General features: G+C 43.4%; 16 protein-coding genes. 5 read left to right on the top strand and 11 right to left on the bottom strand.

From position 1 onward, the window contains the following. The first annotated feature begins 2 nt into the window (after nucleotides 1-2). The gene (gene hydE, locus AC37HE_RS02825) at nucleotides 3-1,088 is read left to right on the top strand and encodes a [FeFe] hydrogenase H-cluster radical SAM maturase HydE (RefSeq protein ID WP_500781263.1); all 1,086 of its coding nucleotides are present in this window, start codon (nucleotides 3-5) and stop codon (nucleotides 1,086-1,088) included. A 10-nt stretch (nucleotides 1,089-1,098) separates the two neighbouring features. On the opposite strand, the gene AC37HE_RS02830 is transcribed toward hydE, so the two are convergent. The 4 genes from AC37HE_RS02830 to AC37HE_RS02845 all read right to left on the bottom strand — a co-directional run bounded on the left by AC37HE_RS02830 (nucleotide 1,099) and on the right by AC37HE_RS02845 (nucleotide 5,175). Further along, the gene (locus AC37HE_RS02830; RefSeq protein WP_500781264.1) at nucleotides 1,099-1,581 is read right to left on the bottom strand and encodes a methylated-DNA--[protein]-cysteine S-methyltransferase; all 483 of its coding nucleotides are present in this window, start codon (nucleotides 1,579-1,581) and stop codon (nucleotides 1,099-1,101) included. Between the two features lie 127 nt (nucleotides 1,582-1,708). Then, the gene (locus tag AC37HE_RS02835; protein ID WP_500781265.1) at nucleotides 1,709-3,499 is read right to left on the bottom strand and encodes an NADH-dependent [FeFe] hydrogenase, group A6; all 1,791 of its coding nucleotides are present in this window, start codon (nucleotides 3,497-3,499) and stop codon (nucleotides 1,709-1,711) included. 10 nt (nucleotides 3,500-3,509) lie between these two features. Continuing rightward, the gene (locus AC37HE_RS02840) at nucleotides 3,510-4,697 is read right to left on the bottom strand and encodes an NADH-ubiquinone oxidoreductase-F iron-sulfur binding region domain-containing protein (RefSeq protein WP_500781266.1); all 1,188 of its coding nucleotides are present in this window, start codon (nucleotides 4,695-4,697) and stop codon (nucleotides 3,510-3,512) included. A gap of 4 nt (nucleotides 4,698-4,701) precedes the next feature. Next, nucleotides 4,702-5,175, bottom strand: coding sequence for an NADH-quinone oxidoreductase subunit NuoE family protein (locus AC37HE_RS02845; protein ID WP_500781267.1), 474 nt, complete (start codon nucleotides 5,173-5,175; stop codon nucleotides 4,702-4,704). A 341-nt stretch (nucleotides 5,176-5,516) separates the two neighbouring features. On the opposite strand from AC37HE_RS02845, the gene AC37HE_RS02850 reads away from it, so the two are divergent. The 3 genes from AC37HE_RS02850 to AC37HE_RS02860 all read left to right on the top strand — a co-directional run bounded on the left by AC37HE_RS02850 (nucleotide 5,517) and on the right by AC37HE_RS02860 (nucleotide 8,414). After that, nucleotides 5,517-5,990, top strand: coding sequence for a CYTH domain-containing protein (locus AC37HE_RS02850; protein WP_500781268.1), 474 nt, complete (start codon nucleotides 5,517-5,519; stop codon nucleotides 5,988-5,990). Between the two features lie 68 nt (nucleotides 5,991-6,058). Continuing rightward, nucleotides 6,059-8,026, top strand: coding sequence for a DUF3078 domain-containing protein (locus tag AC37HE_RS02855; protein ID WP_500781269.1), 1,968 nt, complete (start codon nucleotides 6,059-6,061; stop codon nucleotides 8,024-8,026). 10 nt (nucleotides 8,027-8,036) lie between these two features. Then, nucleotides 8,037-8,414, top strand: coding sequence for an SRPBCC domain-containing protein (locus AC37HE_RS02860; protein ID WP_500781270.1), 378 nt, complete (start codon nucleotides 8,037-8,039; stop codon nucleotides 8,412-8,414). A 141-nt stretch (nucleotides 8,415-8,555) separates the two neighbouring features. On the opposite strand, the gene AC37HE_RS02865 is transcribed toward AC37HE_RS02860, so the two are convergent. The 7 genes from AC37HE_RS02865 to ahpC all read right to left on the bottom strand — a co-directional run bounded on the left by AC37HE_RS02865 (nucleotide 8,556) and on the right by ahpC (nucleotide 17,928). After that, the gene (locus AC37HE_RS02865; protein WP_500781271.1) at nucleotides 8,556-9,458 is read right to left on the bottom strand and encodes a Cbp1 family collagen-binding glycoprotein adhesin; all 903 of its coding nucleotides are present in this window, start codon (nucleotides 9,456-9,458) and stop codon (nucleotides 8,556-8,558) included. A gap of 262 nt (nucleotides 9,459-9,720) precedes the next feature. Next, a complete protein-coding gene (locus tag AC37HE_RS02870) occupies nucleotides 9,721-11,079 on the bottom strand; it encodes a sigma-54-dependent transcriptional regulator (protein ID WP_500781272.1) in 1,359 nt (452 codons plus the stop codon). Nucleotides 11,080-11,195: 116 nt separating this feature from the next. After that, nucleotides 11,196-13,607, bottom strand: a complete 2,412-nt coding sequence (locus tag AC37HE_RS02875) for an ATP-binding protein (protein WP_500781273.1) — start codon at nucleotides 13,605-13,607, stop codon at nucleotides 11,196-11,198. Nucleotides 13,608-13,678: 71 nt separating this feature from the next. Continuing rightward, nucleotides 13,679-14,191: an O-acetyl-ADP-ribose deacetylase gene (locus AC37HE_RS02880; RefSeq protein ID WP_500781274.1), complete on the bottom strand. Its 513-nt coding sequence runs from the start codon at nucleotides 14,189-14,191 to the stop codon at nucleotides 13,679-13,681. A 93-nt stretch (nucleotides 14,192-14,284) separates the two neighbouring features. Next, complete coding sequence (locus tag AC37HE_RS02885) at nucleotides 14,285-15,187, bottom strand: EamA family transporter (RefSeq protein WP_500781275.1); 903 nt, start codon at nucleotides 15,185-15,187, stop codon at nucleotides 14,285-14,287. A gap of 474 nt (nucleotides 15,188-15,661) precedes the next feature. After that, a complete protein-coding gene (gene ahpF, locus AC37HE_RS02890) occupies nucleotides 15,662-17,242 on the bottom strand; it encodes an alkyl hydroperoxide reductase subunit F (protein ID WP_500781276.1) in 1,581 nt (526 codons plus the stop codon). Nucleotides 17,243-17,364: 122 nt separating this feature from the next. Further along, complete coding sequence (ahpC, locus tag AC37HE_RS02895) at nucleotides 17,365-17,928, bottom strand: alkyl hydroperoxide reductase subunit C (protein WP_500781277.1); 564 nt, start codon at nucleotides 17,926-17,928, stop codon at nucleotides 17,365-17,367. 329 nt (nucleotides 17,929-18,257) lie between these two features. On the opposite strand from ahpC, the gene htpG reads away from it, so the two are divergent. Then, nucleotides 18,258-20,312, top strand: a complete 2,055-nt coding sequence (htpG, locus tag AC37HE_RS02900) for a molecular chaperone HtpG (RefSeq protein ID WP_500781278.1) — start codon at nucleotides 18,258-18,260, stop codon at nucleotides 20,310-20,312. Nucleotides 20,313-20,912 lie beyond the last annotated feature (600 nt).

The following is a 20,912-nucleotide window of genomic DNA, read 5'->3' on the forward strand; positions in this document are numbered from 1 at the left end:
ACGTGAAAAAGTTTGACGACATCTTAAAGCAAAGCGAATTTGTGCATGAAGATTTGGTCCGTTTGCTGGAAGCAGAAGGTGCCGATCGCACAGCCTTGTTTACAGCTTCGGCTGCACGCAAGGAAGCAATTGTGGGGAAGAAGGTTTATTTCCGAGGTTTGGTAGAGTTTTCGAATGAGTGCTCCAAAGATTGCCTTTATTGCGGTATCCGTCATAGCAACAGTAAAGTTGTCCGCTACGAAGCTGCTGATGAGGATATTCTGGCGGCCTGCCGCTTTGCCTGGGAAAATAAATTTGGTTCGGTGGTTTTGCAATCCGGTGAGCTGTCGTCGTCAAATTTTATCAATCGGGTTGATCATCTGGTGAAGCAAATCAAAGCGTTATCCAACGGAGAGCTTGGCATAACCTTATCATGTGGCGAGCAAACACGCGAAACCTATGCACGTTGGTTCGAGAGTGGTGCACATCGTTACCTGTTGCGGATCGAAAGCTCGTCTCCGGAACTATATGCGAAGATTCATCCCAACAATGATCATCACTCTTTTGAAAAACGCATTGAATGTTTGCGCCTGTTGAAGGCTTGTGGTTACCAGGTTGGAACAGGAGTGATGATTGGCTTACCCTTTCAGACCATGGATGATCTGGCGAATGACCTTTTATTCCTGAAGAAGATTGATGTCGACATGGTGGGAATGGGCCCATATATTGAGCATGAAGATACGCCGCTTTATGAATTTCGAAATTTAATAAAGACCAAACAGGAGCGTTTTGATTTGGCGTTACGTATGGTTGCTGCGCTTCGGTTATTGTTGCCCGATATTAATATTGCTGCAGCAACGGCCCTACAGGCGATTGATCCGGCCGGCCGGGAAAAAGCACTGAAGGTTGGGGCCAATATCATCATGCCGAACTTAACGCCGGGAGCCTTTCGGAAAGACTACCAATTGTACGAAGATAAACCATGTTTGGACGAGGATGCCGATCAATGTCGAAATTGTTTGGAAGCTCGTATTGAGCTCGCTGGTAGTGAAATTGGCTATGGCGAGTGGGGCGATTCAAAACATTTCGGTAACAGGCAAGAGCAATAGAAAAATCATTTTACCACAAAGTTGAGTGATCAGGATTGTTTTCCAATTCATGTTGCAACAACCACTTTTTGCGCCATAGTCCGCCTGCGTATCCTACCAACTTCTTATTTGCCCCAACGACACGATGACAGGGAATGATGATGGCAATCGGATTTTTGGAGTTTGCCCCTCCAATTGCACGAACCAGGTTTTTGTCGCCCATAATCTTGGCGAGCTCACCGTAACTGGTCAGATGCCCGTAAGGAATATGTGTTAGCTCCTCCCAGACCTTCTCTTGAAATTCAGTGCCTTGTGGTTTTAAGGGTAGATCGAATTCGAATAAGGAGCCTGCAAAATAATCATCCAGCTGTTCTGTAACTTTTAGTTGAAGGTCCGGATTGAAATGCTCTGATGTCAATTCTTTCTCGCAGAAATGAACAGCGACGATTATATCACCTTCTGTTTCAATGCAGAGTGGACCTATGGGTGAAAAGTATGTAAATTGCTCTATCAATCGATTATGATTTAGTTGATGCTAAGTTAACAAACAGGTAACATTTGAATACGAAAAAAGATCAAAAATCGATTAAAAAAAGTACTTCTATTTTAAACGAATTCTGATCTTTTTTTAGCTGGATCACTTAGAAACGATTTCGTTCGATGTAGCTTGTGTGCAGCAGGTGGTGTGATTTTTTGCCCAATGGTTCTCCCAGAAAATTTTCATAAAGCCTTAATACTTCCGGGTTTTCATGCGATTTACGGATGGGCATGTTTTCGTCCTCTGCATAAATTGCTTCGCTTCGTTTTTTCCGTATCTGCGGATTGGTTGGTATTGGTTGTCCGCCACCGCCCAGACATCCGCCGGGGCAGGCCATAATCTCGATAAAGTGGTAAGGACTTATTCCTGCTTTGACGTCCTCCATGAGTTTTTTGGCCTGAGTGAGACCATGTGCTGCGGCACATTTCAGTTCAACGCCATCTAAAAAGCTCCAGTGTGGATGTGGGTTTTCTATCCTGATGCTGAGTTCGCGAATGCCTTCGGAACCGCGGAGTGGAGTTATGTTGAGGTTTTCAAAGGGAATCTCTCTGCCTGTTACCAATTCGTAGGTCGTTCTCAGGGCAGCTTCCATAACGCCGCCGGTAGCTCCGAAAATTACGCTGGCTCCACTCGACTCACCCATTAACCGGTCGAATTTGGACTCGGGTAGTTTTTGAAAATCGATTCCTGCCTGTTTGATCATGATGGCCAGTTCACGGGTTGTGAGAACATAGTCGACATCGGTGTACCCACTGGCGTGCATTTCCGGACGAGAGGCTTCAAATTTTTTGGCCGTGCAGGGCATAATTGAAACGGATACGATCTTTTCGGGCTTCAGGCTCCGGTTTTGGGCGTAATAGGTTTTCACCAGGGCTCCGAACATTTGTTGTGGCGACTTACAGGTTGAAAGATGTTCCAAACAGCCCGAATACATATGCTCTATGTATTTAATCCATCCCGGGGAGCACGATGTTGCCATTGGCAATTTTATATTCGGATCATTTTCTTTTAGTTTTTTCCGAAGCCGTTCGAGTAACTCCGTACCTTCTTCAATAATGGTTAGATCGGCTGTGAAGTCGGTATCCATAACGGCATTAAATCCGAGTCGTTTTAGTGCTTCTACCATTCTTCCTGTTACTCGTTCTCCGGCAGGTAGGCCCATTGCTTCACCCAATCCAACGCGAACTGCCGGTGCTGTTTGTACAACAACATGTAAGTCCGGGTTGGAGATGGCATCCCAAACTTCTTCGATATAGTTGCGTTCGACTAAGGCCCCGGTCGGACAATGAATGATACACTGGCCGCAGTTGGTGCAAACAACATCGGTTATCGCTTTCTCAAAGAAGGTTGTGATCTTCATCCGGTCGCCTTTGTAGGCTACAGACAGGGCATTAACACCTTGCAAACCGGCACAGGTTCGCACACAGCGCTGGCAGCGGATGCATTTACTATCGTCTTTTAATATAGATGGTGAAAATTGGTCAATGGTATATTTTTTTTGCGGGGCCAGGGGGATAAAATCCTGTGCCATAATTTTATAATCCGAGGCTAGTTTTTGCAATTCACAATTGCCGTTTTTATAGCAGGAGGTACAGTCAGCCCGGTGTTCTGATAAGAGAAGTTCGATGATGTGTTTGCGGGAATTACGAACATGCAGACTGTTGGTTCTGATTTCCATACCTTCTTCACAAGGTGTAGAACAGGCAGCCGACAAGCGTTTTTGTCCGAGGATTTCGACAACGCATACCCGGCAGTTCCCGGCAATACAAAGGTCTTTATGGTAACAAAGTGTCGGGATGAGGATTCCGGCTCGATCAGCCGCAGCTAGGATGGTTGTTCCTTTTTCAACTTCCATCTCAATCCCGTTAATATTGATGTTGATTTTTGAATTCATAAGCTCAGGTTTAGTAAATCATTTCTTCTCTGAAATTTTCGACGATCGATGAAAAAGAGTTTGCAACGGATTGACCAAGGCCGCATTTGGCGGTTAGTTTCATGGTTTCTGTCAGCTTTAATAATTTATCGAGATAGCTGACTGGCTTTTCTCCGCGTTTGACAGCTTTTATCCCTTGATATAGTTGTTGACATCCTACCCGGCATGGCGTACATTGTCCGCAGCTTTCTTCTCTGAAAAATTCGAGGTAATTATCCAGCACATTGTACATCGATCGGGAGCTGTTGAAAAGCATCATCGATCCCCCGGTTGGCAGAGAAATTCCAGACAGCTTACCTTTGTACCCAATGGCGGTTTCCTGGAATTTTTTGCGCGGAACCAGAAAGCCGGAAGCACCACCAACCTGAACAGCTTTGGTATCTCCGTCGCCAAATTCATTCACAAAATCCTGCAAGCTCATACCAAGTTCGAGTTCGTAGATTCCCGGTTTTGGTGTGTCTCCTGACACCGAAAAAAGTTTTGAGCCCCGGGAATACTGAACCCCCAGATCGTAGAATTTTTTTGCTCCGTATTTCAAAATGGTAAATGTATGGGCCAGCGTTTCAACATTATTGATTACAGTCGGACAGTTTTTAAATCCGGCTTGAGTCGGGTAAGGTGGTTTGTTGCGTGGTTCGCCACGTTTCCCCTCCATCGATTCGAAGAGCGCTGTCTCCTCGCCGCAGATATATGCACCGCTGCCGAGGGATATTTTTATTTCGAAATGGCAGTTGAACGATTGACAGAATTGCTGAAACTCTGAAATAGCACGCTTCAGTTGAGGAACTAAAAATTTGTATTCGCCACGCAGATAGATATAACCTGTTTTGGCGCCAATTACATAGCCACATACTGCCATGGCTGTAAGTACTTTGTAGGGAACCAGCGTTAGTATTTCCCGGTCTTTAAAAGTTCCGGGTTCGCCTTCGTCGGCATTGCAAACCACATATTTTTCTGCATTTGGTTCTTCGGCTGTAAGTTTCCATTTTAGGCCGGTAGGGAATCCGGCGCCGCCTCTTCCTTTCAATTCCGAACTCATCAGCTCATTAATAATTTCGTTGGGCTGAAGTTTTAATGTTCGGCTCAGAATACTTCTCCAATCATTCTCATCTTTGAAAATGAAATCAGCTCTTTTTAGTAAATAGGTATCGAATGCCATAGCTTTAGTTTTGAGTTGTTTGAAGAAAGGTTTTCAAGATGTCCCGAACTTTTTCGGGCGTTAAATCGGTAAACACTTCATCGTTGATAAGCATGGCAGGAGCCTTGTGACACCAGCCAAGGCAATTGGTTTGCAGCAGCGAGAAACGACCATCGGGAGTTGTTTCACCCAAACTAATTTTGAGCATGTCCTCGATCGATTGGAGGATTTGATTCTTCCCTTTCATCGAACAGGTAATGGTTTTGCAAACCCGGATGATATATGTTCCGGCTTTTTTCTGCTCCAGAAATGAATAAAATGTTGCGGTACCATAAACTTCGGCCGGAGGTAGATCCATTTCCCGGGCTATTTCAATCATGGCATATTCGGACAGGTATTTTTCCTGTTCAACAACTCCCTGCAAAACAGGAAGCAGACTTTCCCTGCCTCGGCCATGGTTATCAGCTAAATCTTTAATCAGGTCCTTTATCGGATTCATATGCTTGTGTTTTGGGTGATGAGAAATTGGTGTTTTTTTTACTTCGGATTGAATATGAGGTAGGTCTTCGATGAGACAGGGTCGATGTGCATAGTGATATCCTTTTTTAGGATGAGCATCTCGGTTTTATCTAAAGGTAAAGAACATTTGCTTAATAGTATGTGGCTGTTTGTTAGATTTTATCATTCAAATTCTGTTTTTCAGCATCATTGAATCGCATTAATGAATATGGAGATACGCTTATCCGAAAATTAAGTCAAGGTTTTTTCTGTCATTCATCGCCGTCAAATGGATTGGGCATTCAGTCAGGCTGTTATATTTGTAGCATAAATGTAAGGGAAATGGCTGTTGAGATCGAAAGGAAATTTTTGGTGAAAAGTGATTTCGTGCCCATGGGCGAATCACAAATAAAAATCGTACAAGGCTACCTTTGTGCCGATCCGGAAAGGACAGTGCGTGTTCGTATTGCCGATGAAAAAGCATATTTGACGATTAAAGGGAAAATCGAGGGCATTAGTAGACCTGAGTTCGAGTATGAAATACCGGTGGGTGATGCTCATGAAATGATGCAATTGGCCGTTTGGCCGGTAATCGATAAAGTTCGCCACTTGATTTATGAATTTGGTAAAAAGTGGGAGGTCGATGTGTTCTATGGAGCAAATGCTGGCTTGATTATTGCTGAAGTAGAACTTTCAAATGCGGACGAGCTTGTTGAATTACCGGATTGGGTAGCCGGGGAAGTTAGTGGAGATCCACGGTTTCATAACTCTTGTCTGGCTCAAAATCCGTATGTTAACTGGAAGGGAAAGAGTTAGATCATTCGCATTTGTTTTTTTAAGACGTACCTTTGCAAAGTTTTTTAGCCTTATAAACGATTAAAATTATGAAGTTCAGGTTTATTCTGTTTGGGATTCTTGTTGTTTTCTCCGTTCAAAATTTGTCGGCAATCAATCTTCAAGATAAGCGAGAAGAGCAGGATTCAGTAAAAGCAAGCATCCATTATTTAAATCAGTTATTAAATCGGCAAGGAAATTGGTATCCGCAGAGTTCGGGTTTGGAAACGAAGATCCGCGGATTAATTCAGTACATTCAAAATGACCGGGTTGATTCGTTGATGAAACAACTAGACTCATACAATTCCTCGGGGGAACGGTATTTTTTCAGAACTCCGGAAAATGTAGCCGATAGTTTACAGGTTCCCGGTTACGTGCCTTACGACCAGTTGAAAGAACAATTGGCTCGTATTGATCGATCGGTGCGCGATAATATTCATAAGGAGCAAATTGCGATTCCGGAGCAGCTGTTGACCAATCTCGATCAGAAGGTTAAAACCTTGAAACCTGAAGAGGGAAGTCAGTTGTTGGGGACCAGTTATGTTTCCATGCCTGATAGTTTAAAGGACTTTGGGGCGCTTCCTGATTCGCTGATTACAAATCCGGATGATTTTAAACGCTTACAAAGGCTCGACAGCACCAAAAGAGCCATTTTGGAAGATGCCCGAAAACGTTATAACGACTTTGTGGTTAAGCAGTATGTTGATTCGGTATCAGAAGCTTACCGTGAGGAATATATCAAACAATATTCAGCCCGGGAGCAGAAACAATTTTCTGATTCGATTAAACTGAACAATTACACTGTGCTGAGAGCTTATAATGATCAGGTGATGGCAGTTGTTAATGATTCGGTCCAAAGTAGCCTGCGCGTTTTACAGAATTATGTCGATGCCGAGCAGCTCCCAATTTGGTTGCATAACTCAGCAAGTGATTCGGTGGAGGTTTTCATGAGTAACAGCTATCCTGGTCAATCCCGTATGTTCATTAAAAACGAACAAAATGATTCACTGGGAGTCCGGGTGAAAGCTTTAAACCGAAATTCGTTACGATTTCTGATTGATGATGGCGTTACATTTACACGCTTTTCGCAACGGCAAAAGAAAGATTTTGAATTCGGAAAAATAGAACAACCCAGATCACTGGAGAAAGTTGATAAGCGTTTCAAAGTGATTACCCCATGGACACTGGGAGGAAACTTCAATACCGGATTAACGCAAACTTACTATAGTAACTGGAAGTCGGGTGGAACAAGCTCTTTTGCCCTGTTATTTGTATTGAAAGGATTTGCAAATTATTCTTCAAACAAAACAAAATGGGAAAATTCACTGGAGATGCGAAATGGTTGGTTGAAACCGGCAGACGATGGAATTCAAAAGAATGATGATAAATTTGAATTTATAACAAGATACGGTATTCAGGCCTATAAGAAATGGTATTATTCGGTCGAGCTGGACTACGAAACCCAGTTCTTTAATGGCTATGATTATCCTGATCGTGATAATCCAATTTCAGGGTTCCGTTCACCAGCCAAAACCTTATTCAAATTCGGTCTCGATTATAAGCCTAATAAGAATTTCTCCTTGTTGCTGTCTCCGATAACTTCCAAAACAGTTTCAGTGCGGGATACGGCCCGAATTGACCAAACAAACTTTGGTATTGCTGAGAATAAAACGCGCTTGTGGGAAGGTGGTCTCAACGCGGATTTGTCACTTAAAAAGGAGTTAACACCCGACATCTCGTTGCAGACGAAGTATAAAATGTTCATCAATTACAAAGCTCCTTTCTCGAAGTTTGATGTGGACTGGGAAAATACGTTCAACTTTAAATTGAGTAACTTCATTAATATGCAAGCCTTATTTCATTTGGTTTACGATGACAATGTTACTTTTGCGACGAATAGAGTTGACGCCGACGGAAACACGATTTATAAACCAAAATGGCAGCTCAAAGAGTTTGTAACAATTGGTTTTACTTATACGTTGAATAAGCCGGTTTATAAACGCGAACGATTGAACTAGTACACGAATTATGAAAGACTTCAAGAAATATTATCAGCTGGCAGCAGCACCTCAAGACGTTTACAATGCCTTGACAAATAAGTTGATGATTGAAATATGGACAGGTGAGCCTGCAGAGATGGAAACAGTTGCAGGAACAGAGTTCTCCATGTGGGATGGCGCTATTTGCGGAAAAAATATTGAGTTTGTACCCAACCATAAAATTGTACAGGAATGGTATTTTGGGGAAGAGGAAAACTCCTTGGTAACTATTAAGTTGCACGATCATAAGGGTGGAACAAGTATGGAGGTTCGGCAGGTAAATATTCCGGATGAAGCCTATGAGAATATTGTTGAAGGTTGGAATGAAGATTACTTTGATGCTTTGAACCAACTTTTTGAAGAGTAGAAATCAACTTTTGAAACTGAATAAAAAAGTGAAGCCGTCCTGAAATCAGTGACGGCTTCTTGCTTGTTAACGCAATTATTCGAGGTAAGGGATATTTAAAATATTATTTATTCGAACTTCAATTTTCCAGACAACGGGATTTTATTTCACCTCAATAACTGCATATTTTGAAATCTTCCAAAATTCATCAGGATTGTCGATTTGCAGATAAGCAATCTGACCATCTTCTTCAACCATTGAATAAGAATCTGCCGGATGTTCTGAAATCACTTGAGCTTTTTTGGCGTGTATTGGGATGATCTTTGTGTCGCGGATATCCAAACTGGTAAAGTAATCATCATCAAATTGGTTGTTTACGACTGTGTTGGCACCCAGACCCAGGATTCCACCTTCTTTTGTCAGCAGACCTTTATCCTTCAGCTCTTTGTAGGTTCCGTAAGCTACGTGACCGGTATTCATCTCGTTTGTTCGCTCAACTAAGCGTTGCGATTCGTTTGTTAAAGAATCAGTTTGTGTGGCCAGGAATTCATTTTGCTCGTTGATTTTAGTTTCAAGCTCTGCAATGTGAAAGTCCTTTTGTTCAACCATTTGCTTCAACTCCGCAATTTGTGTGTTTTGCGTATTGATGTCAGAGTTCAGAGCAGCAATCCGTTTTTCGAAAGCGCGCAGGTTGATACCTGATTTTTTTAGTTTTGCTTCCAATTCATCAATTTTCTTACTGCTTTGTTCAAGCATGGTGTTCATCAGGCTGATGTCAGACATCAATTCCTTCTTTTGGTCTTTTACGCCTTCGCCTTCTTTAATTGAAAGGTTGCTGCGTTTTTCTTTGATGAATGTTAAGCTGTTTTCGATTTCACTGAATGTACTCTCCAGATCATTCATTAATGAATCTTTAGCTTGCATTTGCTCAAATAATGCTGTCTTTTCCGAATCCAGCGATTTTAATTGAGCCTCTTTTTGAGTATAAACGTATACTCCACCCATAATTGCTACTACAAAGACTACTGCTGCAATAGCTAACGTTTTGATTTGTTTCTTATCCATAGTACATATCCTCCATTATTGGTTTTTAATATCAACTCTTTCAAATAGTTGTGCCAAGTAATAGCCAAAGGAAGTGCCAAAGGAGTTTTGATATGCGTAATGTGTTGAAAATCAATGCTTGTTTGAAAATAGGGGAGTTTCAGATTTTATCAATTTGATAGCGTTGATAGGTGAAGTCTCAAAATGAAACGCACTAAAATGAAAAAAGCGAACCGGAGGTTTCCAATTCGCTCAAAATCTTTACAATGCCTGAAATTATTGCTTAAGCCATTGCTTTATCTTCTTTCAGCATACGGTAGATGGTTGCAACGCCGATGTCGAGTTTTTCGGCGACCAATTTTGTGTTGTTATCGTATTTTTTCAGGAAGGTTTTCACAATCTGGATGTCGTATTCCCGCAATGTCAATTCCTGGCTGGTGATGTCGGCCATGGCATCGTGGCTGCCGCCAAAAACGATATGGTCTGCTGTTATTTCATCCTGATCACACAAAGTTACGGCTAGTTCCATGATCGACTTCAATTCGCGGATATTGCCAGGGAAAGCGTAGCCCATCAACTTGGTTGATGCTTCCGAACTCAGACTTTTTGCCACCATCTTATTTTCGGAACAAAATTGTTGAATGAAATGCTTGGCCAGGATGATAACATCATTTCCACGGGCTCTAAGTGGTGGTAGTTCCAGTGGGAGACCGTATAGCCGATAGTATAAGTCCTGGCGGAAATTCCCGTTTTTCACTTCTTCCAGCAAGTTCCGGTTGGTTGCTATAATGATGCGACAGTCGAACTTCACCGGTGTATTGCTGCCGATTCGAATAACCTCGCGTTCCTGTAATGCTCTTAGCAGTTTGGCTTGAAGAGAAATGTCCATCTCCGCCATTTCATCTAAAAAGAGGGTACCACCGTTTGCTTCTTCAAATTTCCCGATTCGTCGGAAATTGGCACCGGTAAACGACCCTTTCTCATGTCCAAATAGTTCACTTTCAATCAAATCTTTGGGAATGGCAGCCACATTTACTGCAACAAAAGGCATTTTCGAACGGTTCGAATTGTAGTGGATTGCTTTGGCAACCAGCTCTTTTCCCGTTCCTGTTTCTCCGGTAACGGTAACTGTGATATTGGTTCGGGTGGCTTTGTCAATCAGTTCGAAGATATGCTGCGCTGCCTGGCTGTTTCCAATAATGGTATTCTGGTAGCTGTATTTCTTCTTAACCTCCTTGCGTAGGCTGCTGATTTCTTTTTTGAGATTACTCCGGTTACGGATGTTGTGAACTGTATTGAGCAATCGTTCTTTGATATCGCGCGACTTGACAATGTAGTCGTAAGCTCCTTCTTTAAGCAGCTCAACAACAATTGAAATATCGTCTTGCTCCGAAATTAGAATGACCTGAATATCCTCATTAATTTCTTTGACCTTTTTCAGGATTTCAAGCCCTTTCATATCGGGTAAGCGGTAATCCAGGGTGATTAGATCGGGCTGCTCATCGATGTGGGCCAGGCAATCTTTTCCGTTTTCAAAGGCTTGTATTTCGTAATCCGGATTTAATGAAAGGTTGTGTACCAGTAATCTACGGTACCATTCGTCGTCTTCGACAACAAAAATTTTGAAAGCTTTTCCTGACATACACTGTTTTAATTTGTTTTCTGAGGCCGCAAGATAGTAATAATTGTGCGTATTTTGATCCTTTTTCTCAATTTGATAATTACAACAGGCGAAGGATTTATATTCTCTAAATGAAATTAACCGATTACCTCGTTCAATTGCTTCACCAAATCAGAAATCTGTTGGCTTGTTGTTGCTATCTTTTCGTGGAGTATGTGCCATTCAGCCGTTTTGCCTTCGTGCTCCAGTTCTTTTAACCGATCGTAAAGATCCATCTGCATCATATGCTTTGTAGGAGCTGCCAGTTTATGAGCTGCTTCTATTACGCTTGAACGATCTTCATTTGTTGTAGCCTGCATAAAGGCTTGCAAACATTTATTCGCCGATGTGATGAAGAGCTCAATCATTTCGCGCATAAATTGCTCATCGCCACCAAAAGCTGTTTTTAGGTTTTCCAAATCAAATGAAGAACTTGACGGTGTTGCTTGAGGCGAAGCTTCCATTCCTTTGACTTCAAATCCATTGAGAAGATCGAACAGGGAGCGTTCCGGGAAAGGCTTTTGAAGTATTTTACGGATACCAATCGTTTGGCATTCTGCTTCATCTTCGTCCCTGTTGGTTGCTGTTAGCAGGATGATGTTTGCGGTAGCATCCATCTCCAATATTTTTTTACTTGCTTCCAGACCATCCATTTCCGGCATGCGCCGATCCATGAGCACAAAGTCAAATGGCTTTTTCTGATAGCATTCGACTGCTTCCAGTCCGTTGTGCGCCTCTTCGAAACTAACTTGCCACTTGTTCATGATATTTTTCAGGAGGTAAAGATTAAACTCTTCATCATCAACAAGCAGAATTCGCAAATTGCGGAACCAGTCCGGGATTTCAATTGGTGTTGTTGCAGACTGAGCAAGAGCCTCCGGATTGCCTTGGGCATAGGGGATCTCAATGGTGAAACGGGTGCCTTTACCCACCAGGCTTTTGACAAAGACTTGTCCACCTTGCATGTCAACCAGTTTTTTGACAATGGCTAAGCCCAAGCCGGCACCACGATGTTTTTGTGCATTCTCTCCATCCAATTGCACAAAGGCTTCGAAGATCTTGTCGAGCTGGTTCGTTGGCATGCCGGCTCCCGAGTCGATAACATCAACGATAAGTTTGAAGCGTCCTTCATCGAGTTGTTCTTCTGTTGCCTCGAGTGTTACGCCTCCTTTTTCGGTAAACTTGATGGCATTGGTAAACAAGTTGATCAGTATTTGCTTCAGCCGTACCGGATCCCCGTTATAGACGCGGTCATCAGGAACGGAATTTTTCAATTCCAGTTTTAGGCTTTTGTTACGAGCCGGAACTTCATGTAGCGTAATAATCTCTTGCAGTAGTTCAGTAGGCGCAAAGTCGATATGCTCGAAAGTCATCTTTTGCGATTCCGCTTTCGAAAAGTCCAGGGTGTCGTTGACCAGGGTAATCAGGTGTTCGGCGGATTTCTGCACAATCGTCAGATCTTTTTTCATCTCCGGAACATCAGACCGTTGCAACATTTGCTCGGTTAGTCCAAAGATGGCATTAACCGGCGTGCGCATTTCATGGCTTACGGTAGCTACAAATCGTTCTTTTGCCTGAGCCAGTCTTTCTGCATCGTTTCTGGCTTGCTGTAAAATGGTTTGGTAGGCTTTACTCTGTTTCAGGTTGCGGTAGAACAAAATCAAGACAATCGTCAACAACAGGATGGATGCTCCGGTAAAAAGAACAATGCGACGGTATATCTGTGCGGCCATAAAATCGGCTTCTTCCGTTTTACTTTCGAGCCGTCGTTGCTCGTTTTGTTCCAGTTGCATAATCAACCGGTTGATTTGGTTTGTGGTACTGATATTGCGCTCCAGCAATTGCTTTTCCTGGTATTGCAGCTGTTTATTGGTGGTGCTTATTTTTTCTTCTACATCGGCCAGTTCTTGCTTCAGTTGCGCTTTTTCTTCCTGCTTATCCAAAATAACAGGTGCCTTTGTTGTTGTGTCCTGTTTGGTAAACGCGCGTCCCAGTCGTTTGAAAAAGCCTTCTGTCTTGGGTTTTTCAAAGGTAATTGTATCCGGTTGAATCAGAACTGTGTCAATCTTGGATGACAGGTCGCTTAACAAGCTTGTTGATGGCTTTTGGATCTTCTGCTTGTGTAAATTCCGAATTTGCGACCAGATGACCAGTTTTCGGTTCGAGAGCATCCGGATCGAATCAATTTGTTGCAGCTCATTGCTTTCCGGAATGGCATAATCTTCCAGGTTGTTGAGCTTCTCGTGTACCCCCTTTGTTAACTTGTGGAAGTTGTAAATGAAATCTTCGTTTCCGGTCAGACTGTATAATCTCACTGAGTTTTCCACTTCATTCAGGTCGAGAGCGATATCTTTAATTAAGAGTAGTTTGTAATCGGGACGTGCTTCTTTGTGAATTGATTCGATGATTTGTGAGAGGCTTGTATAAACCAAATAGCCGGAACCAACAACAGCCGCTGCGATGATGAGTGTTAAAACGGTAATCTGAATTTCTATTTTAAAGAATTTCATACGAATGAATGTTCTGTTTTCTTGTATTCTGCTTTTATGTTGGTTTGGCGAGGCACTTCTTTAACGCCTGTTTATTCTTCAAGTTCTAATAGTTGACTGTAAATCTCCAGGTTTTCTTGATCAAATACACAAAAGATAACCGTTTCCGGCAGGGGATGGGCAGCCAGATATGCGCGAACAGTTTGAATGGCAATTTTGGCCGCTTCCTCTTTGGGAAAATGATAAACGCCCGTGCTGATATTGGGGAAAGCAATTGTTTTTAAGTGATGCTTTTGGGCGAGCTCGAGGCTATTGCGGTAAGCATTAGCCAGTAAGTCGGCTTCACCGATTTGGCCACCGTACCACACCGGGCCTACTGTGTGAATAACAAAACGGCAAGGTAGTTTATAGGCCTGGGTGATTTTTGCTTCGCCTGTTTCACATCCTTTTAATTTGATGCATTCTTCCAACAAGCGCGGACCTGCTGCCCGATGGATCGCACCGTCAACACCACCGCCACCGAGCAAGCTTTTGTTGGCTGCATTCACGATTGCGTCAACATGCAATTGTGTAATGTCTCCCTGGAAAAGTTGAATGTGTTCCATTTTTTCCTTTAAAATTAAAAGGAAATGTTACTGAATCAATGAATCGGTCTAATTTTTCAGCTTTATTAACTTGAGTTCTTCCCCAATTAATGGCTAGTGTGTACCGAAGCTGATGATGAGAATACCCAGCAGGATCCCGAGCAGGTAAATGCCCTTCCTTTTAATATTACGTTCGCGAAACAGAATGGCACCGGTTACAAAAGCAACCAGCACACCACCGCGGCGCAAAGCCGATACGATCGAGATCATGGAGTCGGGGATGCTGAGTGAGTAGAAATAAGCATAGTCGGCAAACAACAGGAAGATAGCGATCATCGGAATGCTCCAGCGCCATTCAAACGGAGGGCGTTCGGCTTTGGGCTTTGCCCAACGAAACAAGGCGATTGCCGGTAGCATAACGACAACCTGGTAGAATGAAAACCAGGCTTGCACGGCTACCCGGTCGATTTGGCGCATGATGAATTTATCGAACAGGCCGCTGGCAGCACCTAGCAAGGTTGCCGCAATGATGCAAAATATCCAGATGTTACGGCGAAAACTGATGCCTTCGAGTTTTCCGGCTGTTGAGAGCAGGTAGAAGAAAAATAAGGTGATCGCCACGCCTACCCATTGCATGGCGTTGAGGCGCTCCTGGAAGATGATGATAGCTCCGATCAGTGTCCAGATAGGGCCGGTAGCACGGATTGGCGAGATGAGGGTGATTGGCAGGTGTTTCATGGCGTGAAAAGCAAAGATCCAGCTGCTGACAACAATAACCGATTTTAAGAAGATGAGACCATGCTCGCGGGCTGTAATATGCGGCACATAAAGGTGGATTTGCTTAAAAGCATCGGGAAACCAAACTGACCCGAGAACGATAGGCGTTACTACAACGGCAGCAGTTACGGTCGATAAAAAAAGAACCGGCAACACCCCGTTATCGTTTAGCGAAAGCTTTTTGAATACATCGTACAAACCCAGTAAAACCGCTGAAATAAGCGCCAGAATAACCCACATAGTTTCGAAAATTTCGGACAAAGCTATAAGCTTTACAGCGATTGAAGAGAGGCTTGTCTGAAATATACCGGAAGATTAATCATTCCTTAATTCATGGGGGAGCATGATAGCTGTGTATGTCGGTGATGCAGCTAAGGGTGGCAGCTAAGTTTCGAATCGTGTCGGTGAAGTTTCTATCTGTGTCGGTAGCATTTCCGGGAGTGTCGACAAAGCTTCGATCTGTGGAAGTACTCTATCTAACTGTGTCGGTATTGTTTCGAAGAGTGTCGACAAAGCTTCGATCTGTGGAGGTGAAGCTTCGATATGTGGAGGTGAAGCTTCGATATGTGGAGGTGAAGCTTCGATCTGTGGAGGTGGAGCTTCTAAGTGTGTCGGTAGAGCATCAAACTATGCCAGTAATGTTTCTGAGCGGGTTGGGAGGATTGTTGGGACAGTCGAATAAAAAGCCGCCCCGTAAAGGGCAGCTTTCTGTTGTTAGTTTGCAAGGGCTTCTTCAACTACACCAAGTTGAACGCCTTTGATATTATCGTCGAATGCTGACAGGGCCGCTTTGGAGCCTTCGCCCATGGCAATTACAATTTGCTTGTAAGGTACCAGCGATACGTCGCCGGCAGCATAAATTCCCGGTTGGCTGGTGCGGCAGTTGGCGTCGATCATGATTTCGCCAATGCGGTTGGTTTCCACTACTCCGGCAAAAACATCGCTGTTGGCGGTTAAGCCGATCTGTACGAAAACGCCATCTACATCTAATTGCTCAATGCGGTCGTCGTGGCGGTGTTTAAAATTCATACCCACAACTTTATTGCCGTCGCCCAGTACCTCGAGGGTTTGTGCAGCGGTAACTACTTTTACATTGGGCAATTGAGCGAGCTTATTCTGAAGCACCTGGTCGCCTTTCAGCGTATCCATAAACTCGAGCACCGTTACTTCCGAAGCAATAGACGAAAGATCGATTGCTGCTTCCAGACCTGAATTACCACCGCCAACCACCGCTACGCGCTTGCCTTTGTAAAATGGTCCGTCGCAGTGGGTGCAGAAGGCTACTCCCGAGCCAATGTACTGGCTTTCGCCGGGAACGTTCAGCTTACGCCAGCTGGCACCGGTGGCAATAATAAGTGCCGGGGCAGACAGCTTTTCACTTAGAGAGGTTTCAATATTTTTCACACCATCAACCACTTCGAGTTTGGTAACGCGGCGGTTTTCCAACACATCAATTTGGTAGTCGTCGAGGTGAAGTTTTAAGTTGGCACTCAGTTGCGATCCGGTTGTTTTAGGTACCGAAATCATATTCTCAATGTCGACCGTTTCGGTAACCTGACCACCTACTTTTTCGGCGACCAAAGCAACAGAGAATCCTTTGCGGGCCGAGTAAATTGCAGCTGATACGCCGGCAGGGCCACCGCCGGCCACAATGACATCGTACGATTTGGCAGGGGCTGCTTCAGTTTTATATTCGGTACCACTGAGTGATTCAATTTTTTCGAGCAGTTCGCCCAGCGACGAACGGCCAACGTGCAACTGTTCGCCATTGGCATAAACCGTTGGCACTGCCTGGATATTCAGTTGTTCAGCTTCCTCTTTATTGATGGAGCCGTCGATAATTTCGTGGTGGATGTTCGGGTTGAAGATCGACATGATGTTCAGGGCCTGAACTACATCCGGGCAGTTGGTACAGCTCAGCGAAATGTAACTTTTGACATGAACAGGCTTGTCGATTCCCTTGATTCGTTCTGCCATCATCGTGTCGGGCAGGTTTTTACCAATGCCATCCTGGTTCAGAATAGCAAGTAAGAGGGTGGTAAATTCGTGTCCGTTAGGTACGGCACGGAAGACAAACGGACTGGCTTCGCCGTTTTTCAGAATGGTGAAGGCCAATCCTTCTCCTTCAGTTTCCTGAACATCCAGCTTTTCGGAACACGAAGCTACATCGTCCAGCAGTCCTTTCAGCTCTGCTTTGGACGGGTGGTTCGGAGCAACTGAAATGCGGAAGGTATACTTGTTTTGAAGACTGGCAAAGATTCCTTTTACCTGGTCTTTTAATGCTTGATCTAACATGGCTTTTCTGTTTAAAGTTTCGGGTTCTTCGTTCTCGCGCGATTACTTCTTTTTTCGAAAAAGAAAGGGAGAATTAAACGAATTAATCCTCCCTGAATGTTGTTATGACGTTGACGTATCAATTAGATTTTTCCAACCAAATCGATGCTTGGTTTCAGGGTTGCAGCGCCTTCTTTCCATTTTGCAGGGCAAACTTCACCATCGTGGCTTGCTACAAATTGAAGAGCTTTCAAACGACGCAATAATTCTTCTGCGTTACGACCTACATTTCCGGCAACAACTTCGTAAGCTACGATTTCACCTTCAGGGTTTACGATGAACGTTCCACGCTCAGCCAAACCATCTTCTTCGATCATCACATCGAAACCCCTTGCCAATACAGCTGTTGGGTCGCCCAACATCGGGTATTTAATTTTTTTGATCGTTGCTGAAGCATCTTGCCATGCTTTGTGTACGAAATGTGTGTCAGTTGAAACGGAATAAATTTCAGTACCGGTTGCTTTGAATTGATCGTAAAGATCAGCTAAATCTTCCAACTCGGTAGGGCATACAAATGTGAAGTCGGCAGGATAAAAGAAGAAGATTGACCATTTACCTAAAACATCTTGTTTGGTTACTTCCTGAAATCCGTTGTTTACGTAAGCTTGAGCTTTGAAATCTACGATTTGTTTACCAATCTGTGACATATTCATTAATTTTTAAATGTTTGTTTTTCAGTTTATCTGATGCAAACATACGGACGAATTCAACACGTGTCAAACTGATTTATTCTATGACTAATAGACGAAATTTATGGAATCAGTAAATCAAATCAATATCATTAATCGGATGGTTTTGCTTTTTTTTTCGAACTGAAATGGTGCCACTTTTTCTGAAAAACAGCTAGGTTAAAAAGGGGTGTGACGGGGTTTTGAAAAGATGAGGTGACAATTCGTCACATTTTGGACTTGGCACAGGCTTTGAAAAACAGGAGCTGTAAAAATTGAAGTTTAATCTATTTTAAAATACAACGAAGATGCAAAAAGGTAAAATTGGCGTATCAAGCGACAACTTATTCCCGATTATTAAAAAATTCCTGTATTCCGATCATGATATTTTTCTGCGCGAGATTGTTTCGAACGCGGTTGATGCAACACAAAAGCTGAAAACATTGGCTGCACGTGGTGAAACAGCTGTTTCGGTGGAGAACGCCAAAGTGAGCGTTTCATTTGATGCTGAAAAGAAAACCATCACGGTTTCGGATCATGGTATTGGGATGACTGCCGAAGAAGTCGAGAAGTACATTAACCAGATTGCCTTCTCGGGAGCAAACGAATTCCTGGAAAAATATAAGAATGATGCCAATGCGATCATTGGTCACTTTGGATTGGGTTTCTATTCTTCGTTTATGGTTTCGCATAAAGTTGAAGTAGTAACCAAATCGTACAAAGAAGGATCGACAGCTGTTCGCTGGGAGTGCGACGGAAGCCCTGAATATATTTTGGAAGAAACTGAACGCGCTGAAGTAGGAACTGACATCATCATGTATGTGAATGAAGAGTCGGAAGAGTTCCTGAATAAAGCCCGTTTGGACGAGATCCTGAACAAATACTGTAAGTTCTTACCAATCCCGGTTGTTTTCGGCAAGAAAACAGATTGGAAAGATGGCAAAGAAGTTGAAACCGACGAGGACATCCAAATTAACGATCCAAGCCCGGCCTGGACTAAAAAGCCGGTTGACCTGAAAGATGAAGATTATGCTTCATTCTATCGTCAGTTGTATCCTTATGGTGAAGATCCTTTGTTCAACATTCACCTGAATGTGGATTATCCCTTCAACCTGACGGGTATTCTGTATTTCCCGAAACTGAAAAATACCATCGAGGTTCAGAAGAATAAAATTCAGCTGTATTGCAACCAGGTATTTGTTACCGATTCGGTTGAAGGTATTGTGCCGGACTTTTTGACCCTGTTGCATGGGGTAATCGATTCGCCGGATATTCCGTTGAACGTATCGCGCTCGTACCTGCAAAGCGATTCGAATGTGAAGAAAATCAGCAGCCACGTTACCAAGAAAGTTGCCGATCGTTTGCAGCAGTTGTTTAAAGACAACCGGGAAGATTTTGAGGCAAAGTGGGATGATCTGAAGATTTTCATTGAATACGGTATGTTGAGCGAAGAGAAGTTCGAAGAAAAAGCCATGAATTTCTTCTTGTTTAAAAATACCGAAGGCAAGTACTTCACCTGGGAAGAATATGAAACACTGATTAAGGATAGCCAAACCGATAAAGACGGCAACCTGATTTATTTGTATACCAGTAACGAAGAGGAGCAATATACGTTTATTCAGGATGCGAAGAATAAAGGCTACGATGTGATCGTGATGGATGATGTATTGTCAACACACCTGATCAACAAGTTTGAGCAGAAAGATTCGAAAAAACGTTTTGTTCGTATTGATTCGGATGTGGTGGATAACCTGATTGCCAAAGAAGACGAAAGCGACAAAATCAGCCAGGAAGAACGCGAGGAATTGAGTCCGGTTTTCCAATCCGTTTGCCCTGCCGATAATGGTGTAAACTATGTGGTTGATTTCAAAGCGATGGGCTCGAATGCTCAGCCGATGGTGATTACCCGCAACGAGTTTATGCGTCGTATGAAAGATATGAGTAAGCTGCAAGGTGCTGGTATGAATTTTTATGGCGATATGCCGGAAAGCCTGAACCTGGTCGTTAATACCGATCACGCCTTGGTGAAAAAAGTGTTGGCCGATAAAGATGCTGCACTTAGTGGTGATTTAGAGACTGCAAATGCTGCTTTGGCTACCTTGAAAGCAGAACAAGATACTTTAGAGAAAGCCAAGGAAGGTAAGGAGGAGGAAGAAATTCCTGCTGCCGATAAAGAAAAGCTGGATGATGTGAGCAAGAAGATCACTGAACTGGAGGCTGATAAACGCAGCAAACTGGAAGCTTTCGGAAAAGACAGCAAATTGGCCAAACAATTGGTTGATTTGGCACTGTTGGCAAACGGCCTGTTAAAAGGTGCCGATCTGGACAAATTTGTTCGTCGCAGTGTTGACCTGATTAACTAGGTTTCAATTTTATAAACGTGATATCCTTTAGCCATCGGGTTTAGCCCGGTGGCTTTTTTTCTGAAAGTCTCTTCTGAGTTTCAAGTTTCAAGTTTCAAGTTCCAAGTTCCAAGTTGCGGGCATAGTTACCTTTGTGGCGGCCAGTGGCTGTTGCTGGTTACTTAATCGGCAATCGTTAATCCATCCCTCTGCGTCTTCTCTGCGCTTTCCGCGGTTAAACATTGGCGCGTTTCCCAACATCGCGGATGAGGATGGGGATGTGTTTTCTACTGATATCAAAGCCCTCCCGAAGCAAGTTCGGGACAAGTACCGGGCTATCAGCTTTGTACTTGAAGCTCCATCAATCCGTCAACCCTCAAAGTTCCATGTTTCGAGTTGCAAGCTCCAGGTATAGCGGTTTCATTAAGCTTTCGCTTCTCACCTTCGACAAAAAAAGGCTGGTCTCGCTCCTGGCAAGCTTCCATCTTCATTCGATTGTTTTCAACTGCCTTCTCTTGTTTTCCTCCACTTTCATCCCTGTTGGTGATTCGCCGGAATCATGCATCTTTTATTTCCTGATAGCCACTCCTGAAACGGGCCAATAATTTCATTTCGCAAAAG

This window comes from Mangrovibacterium sp., from assembly GCF_059905295.1.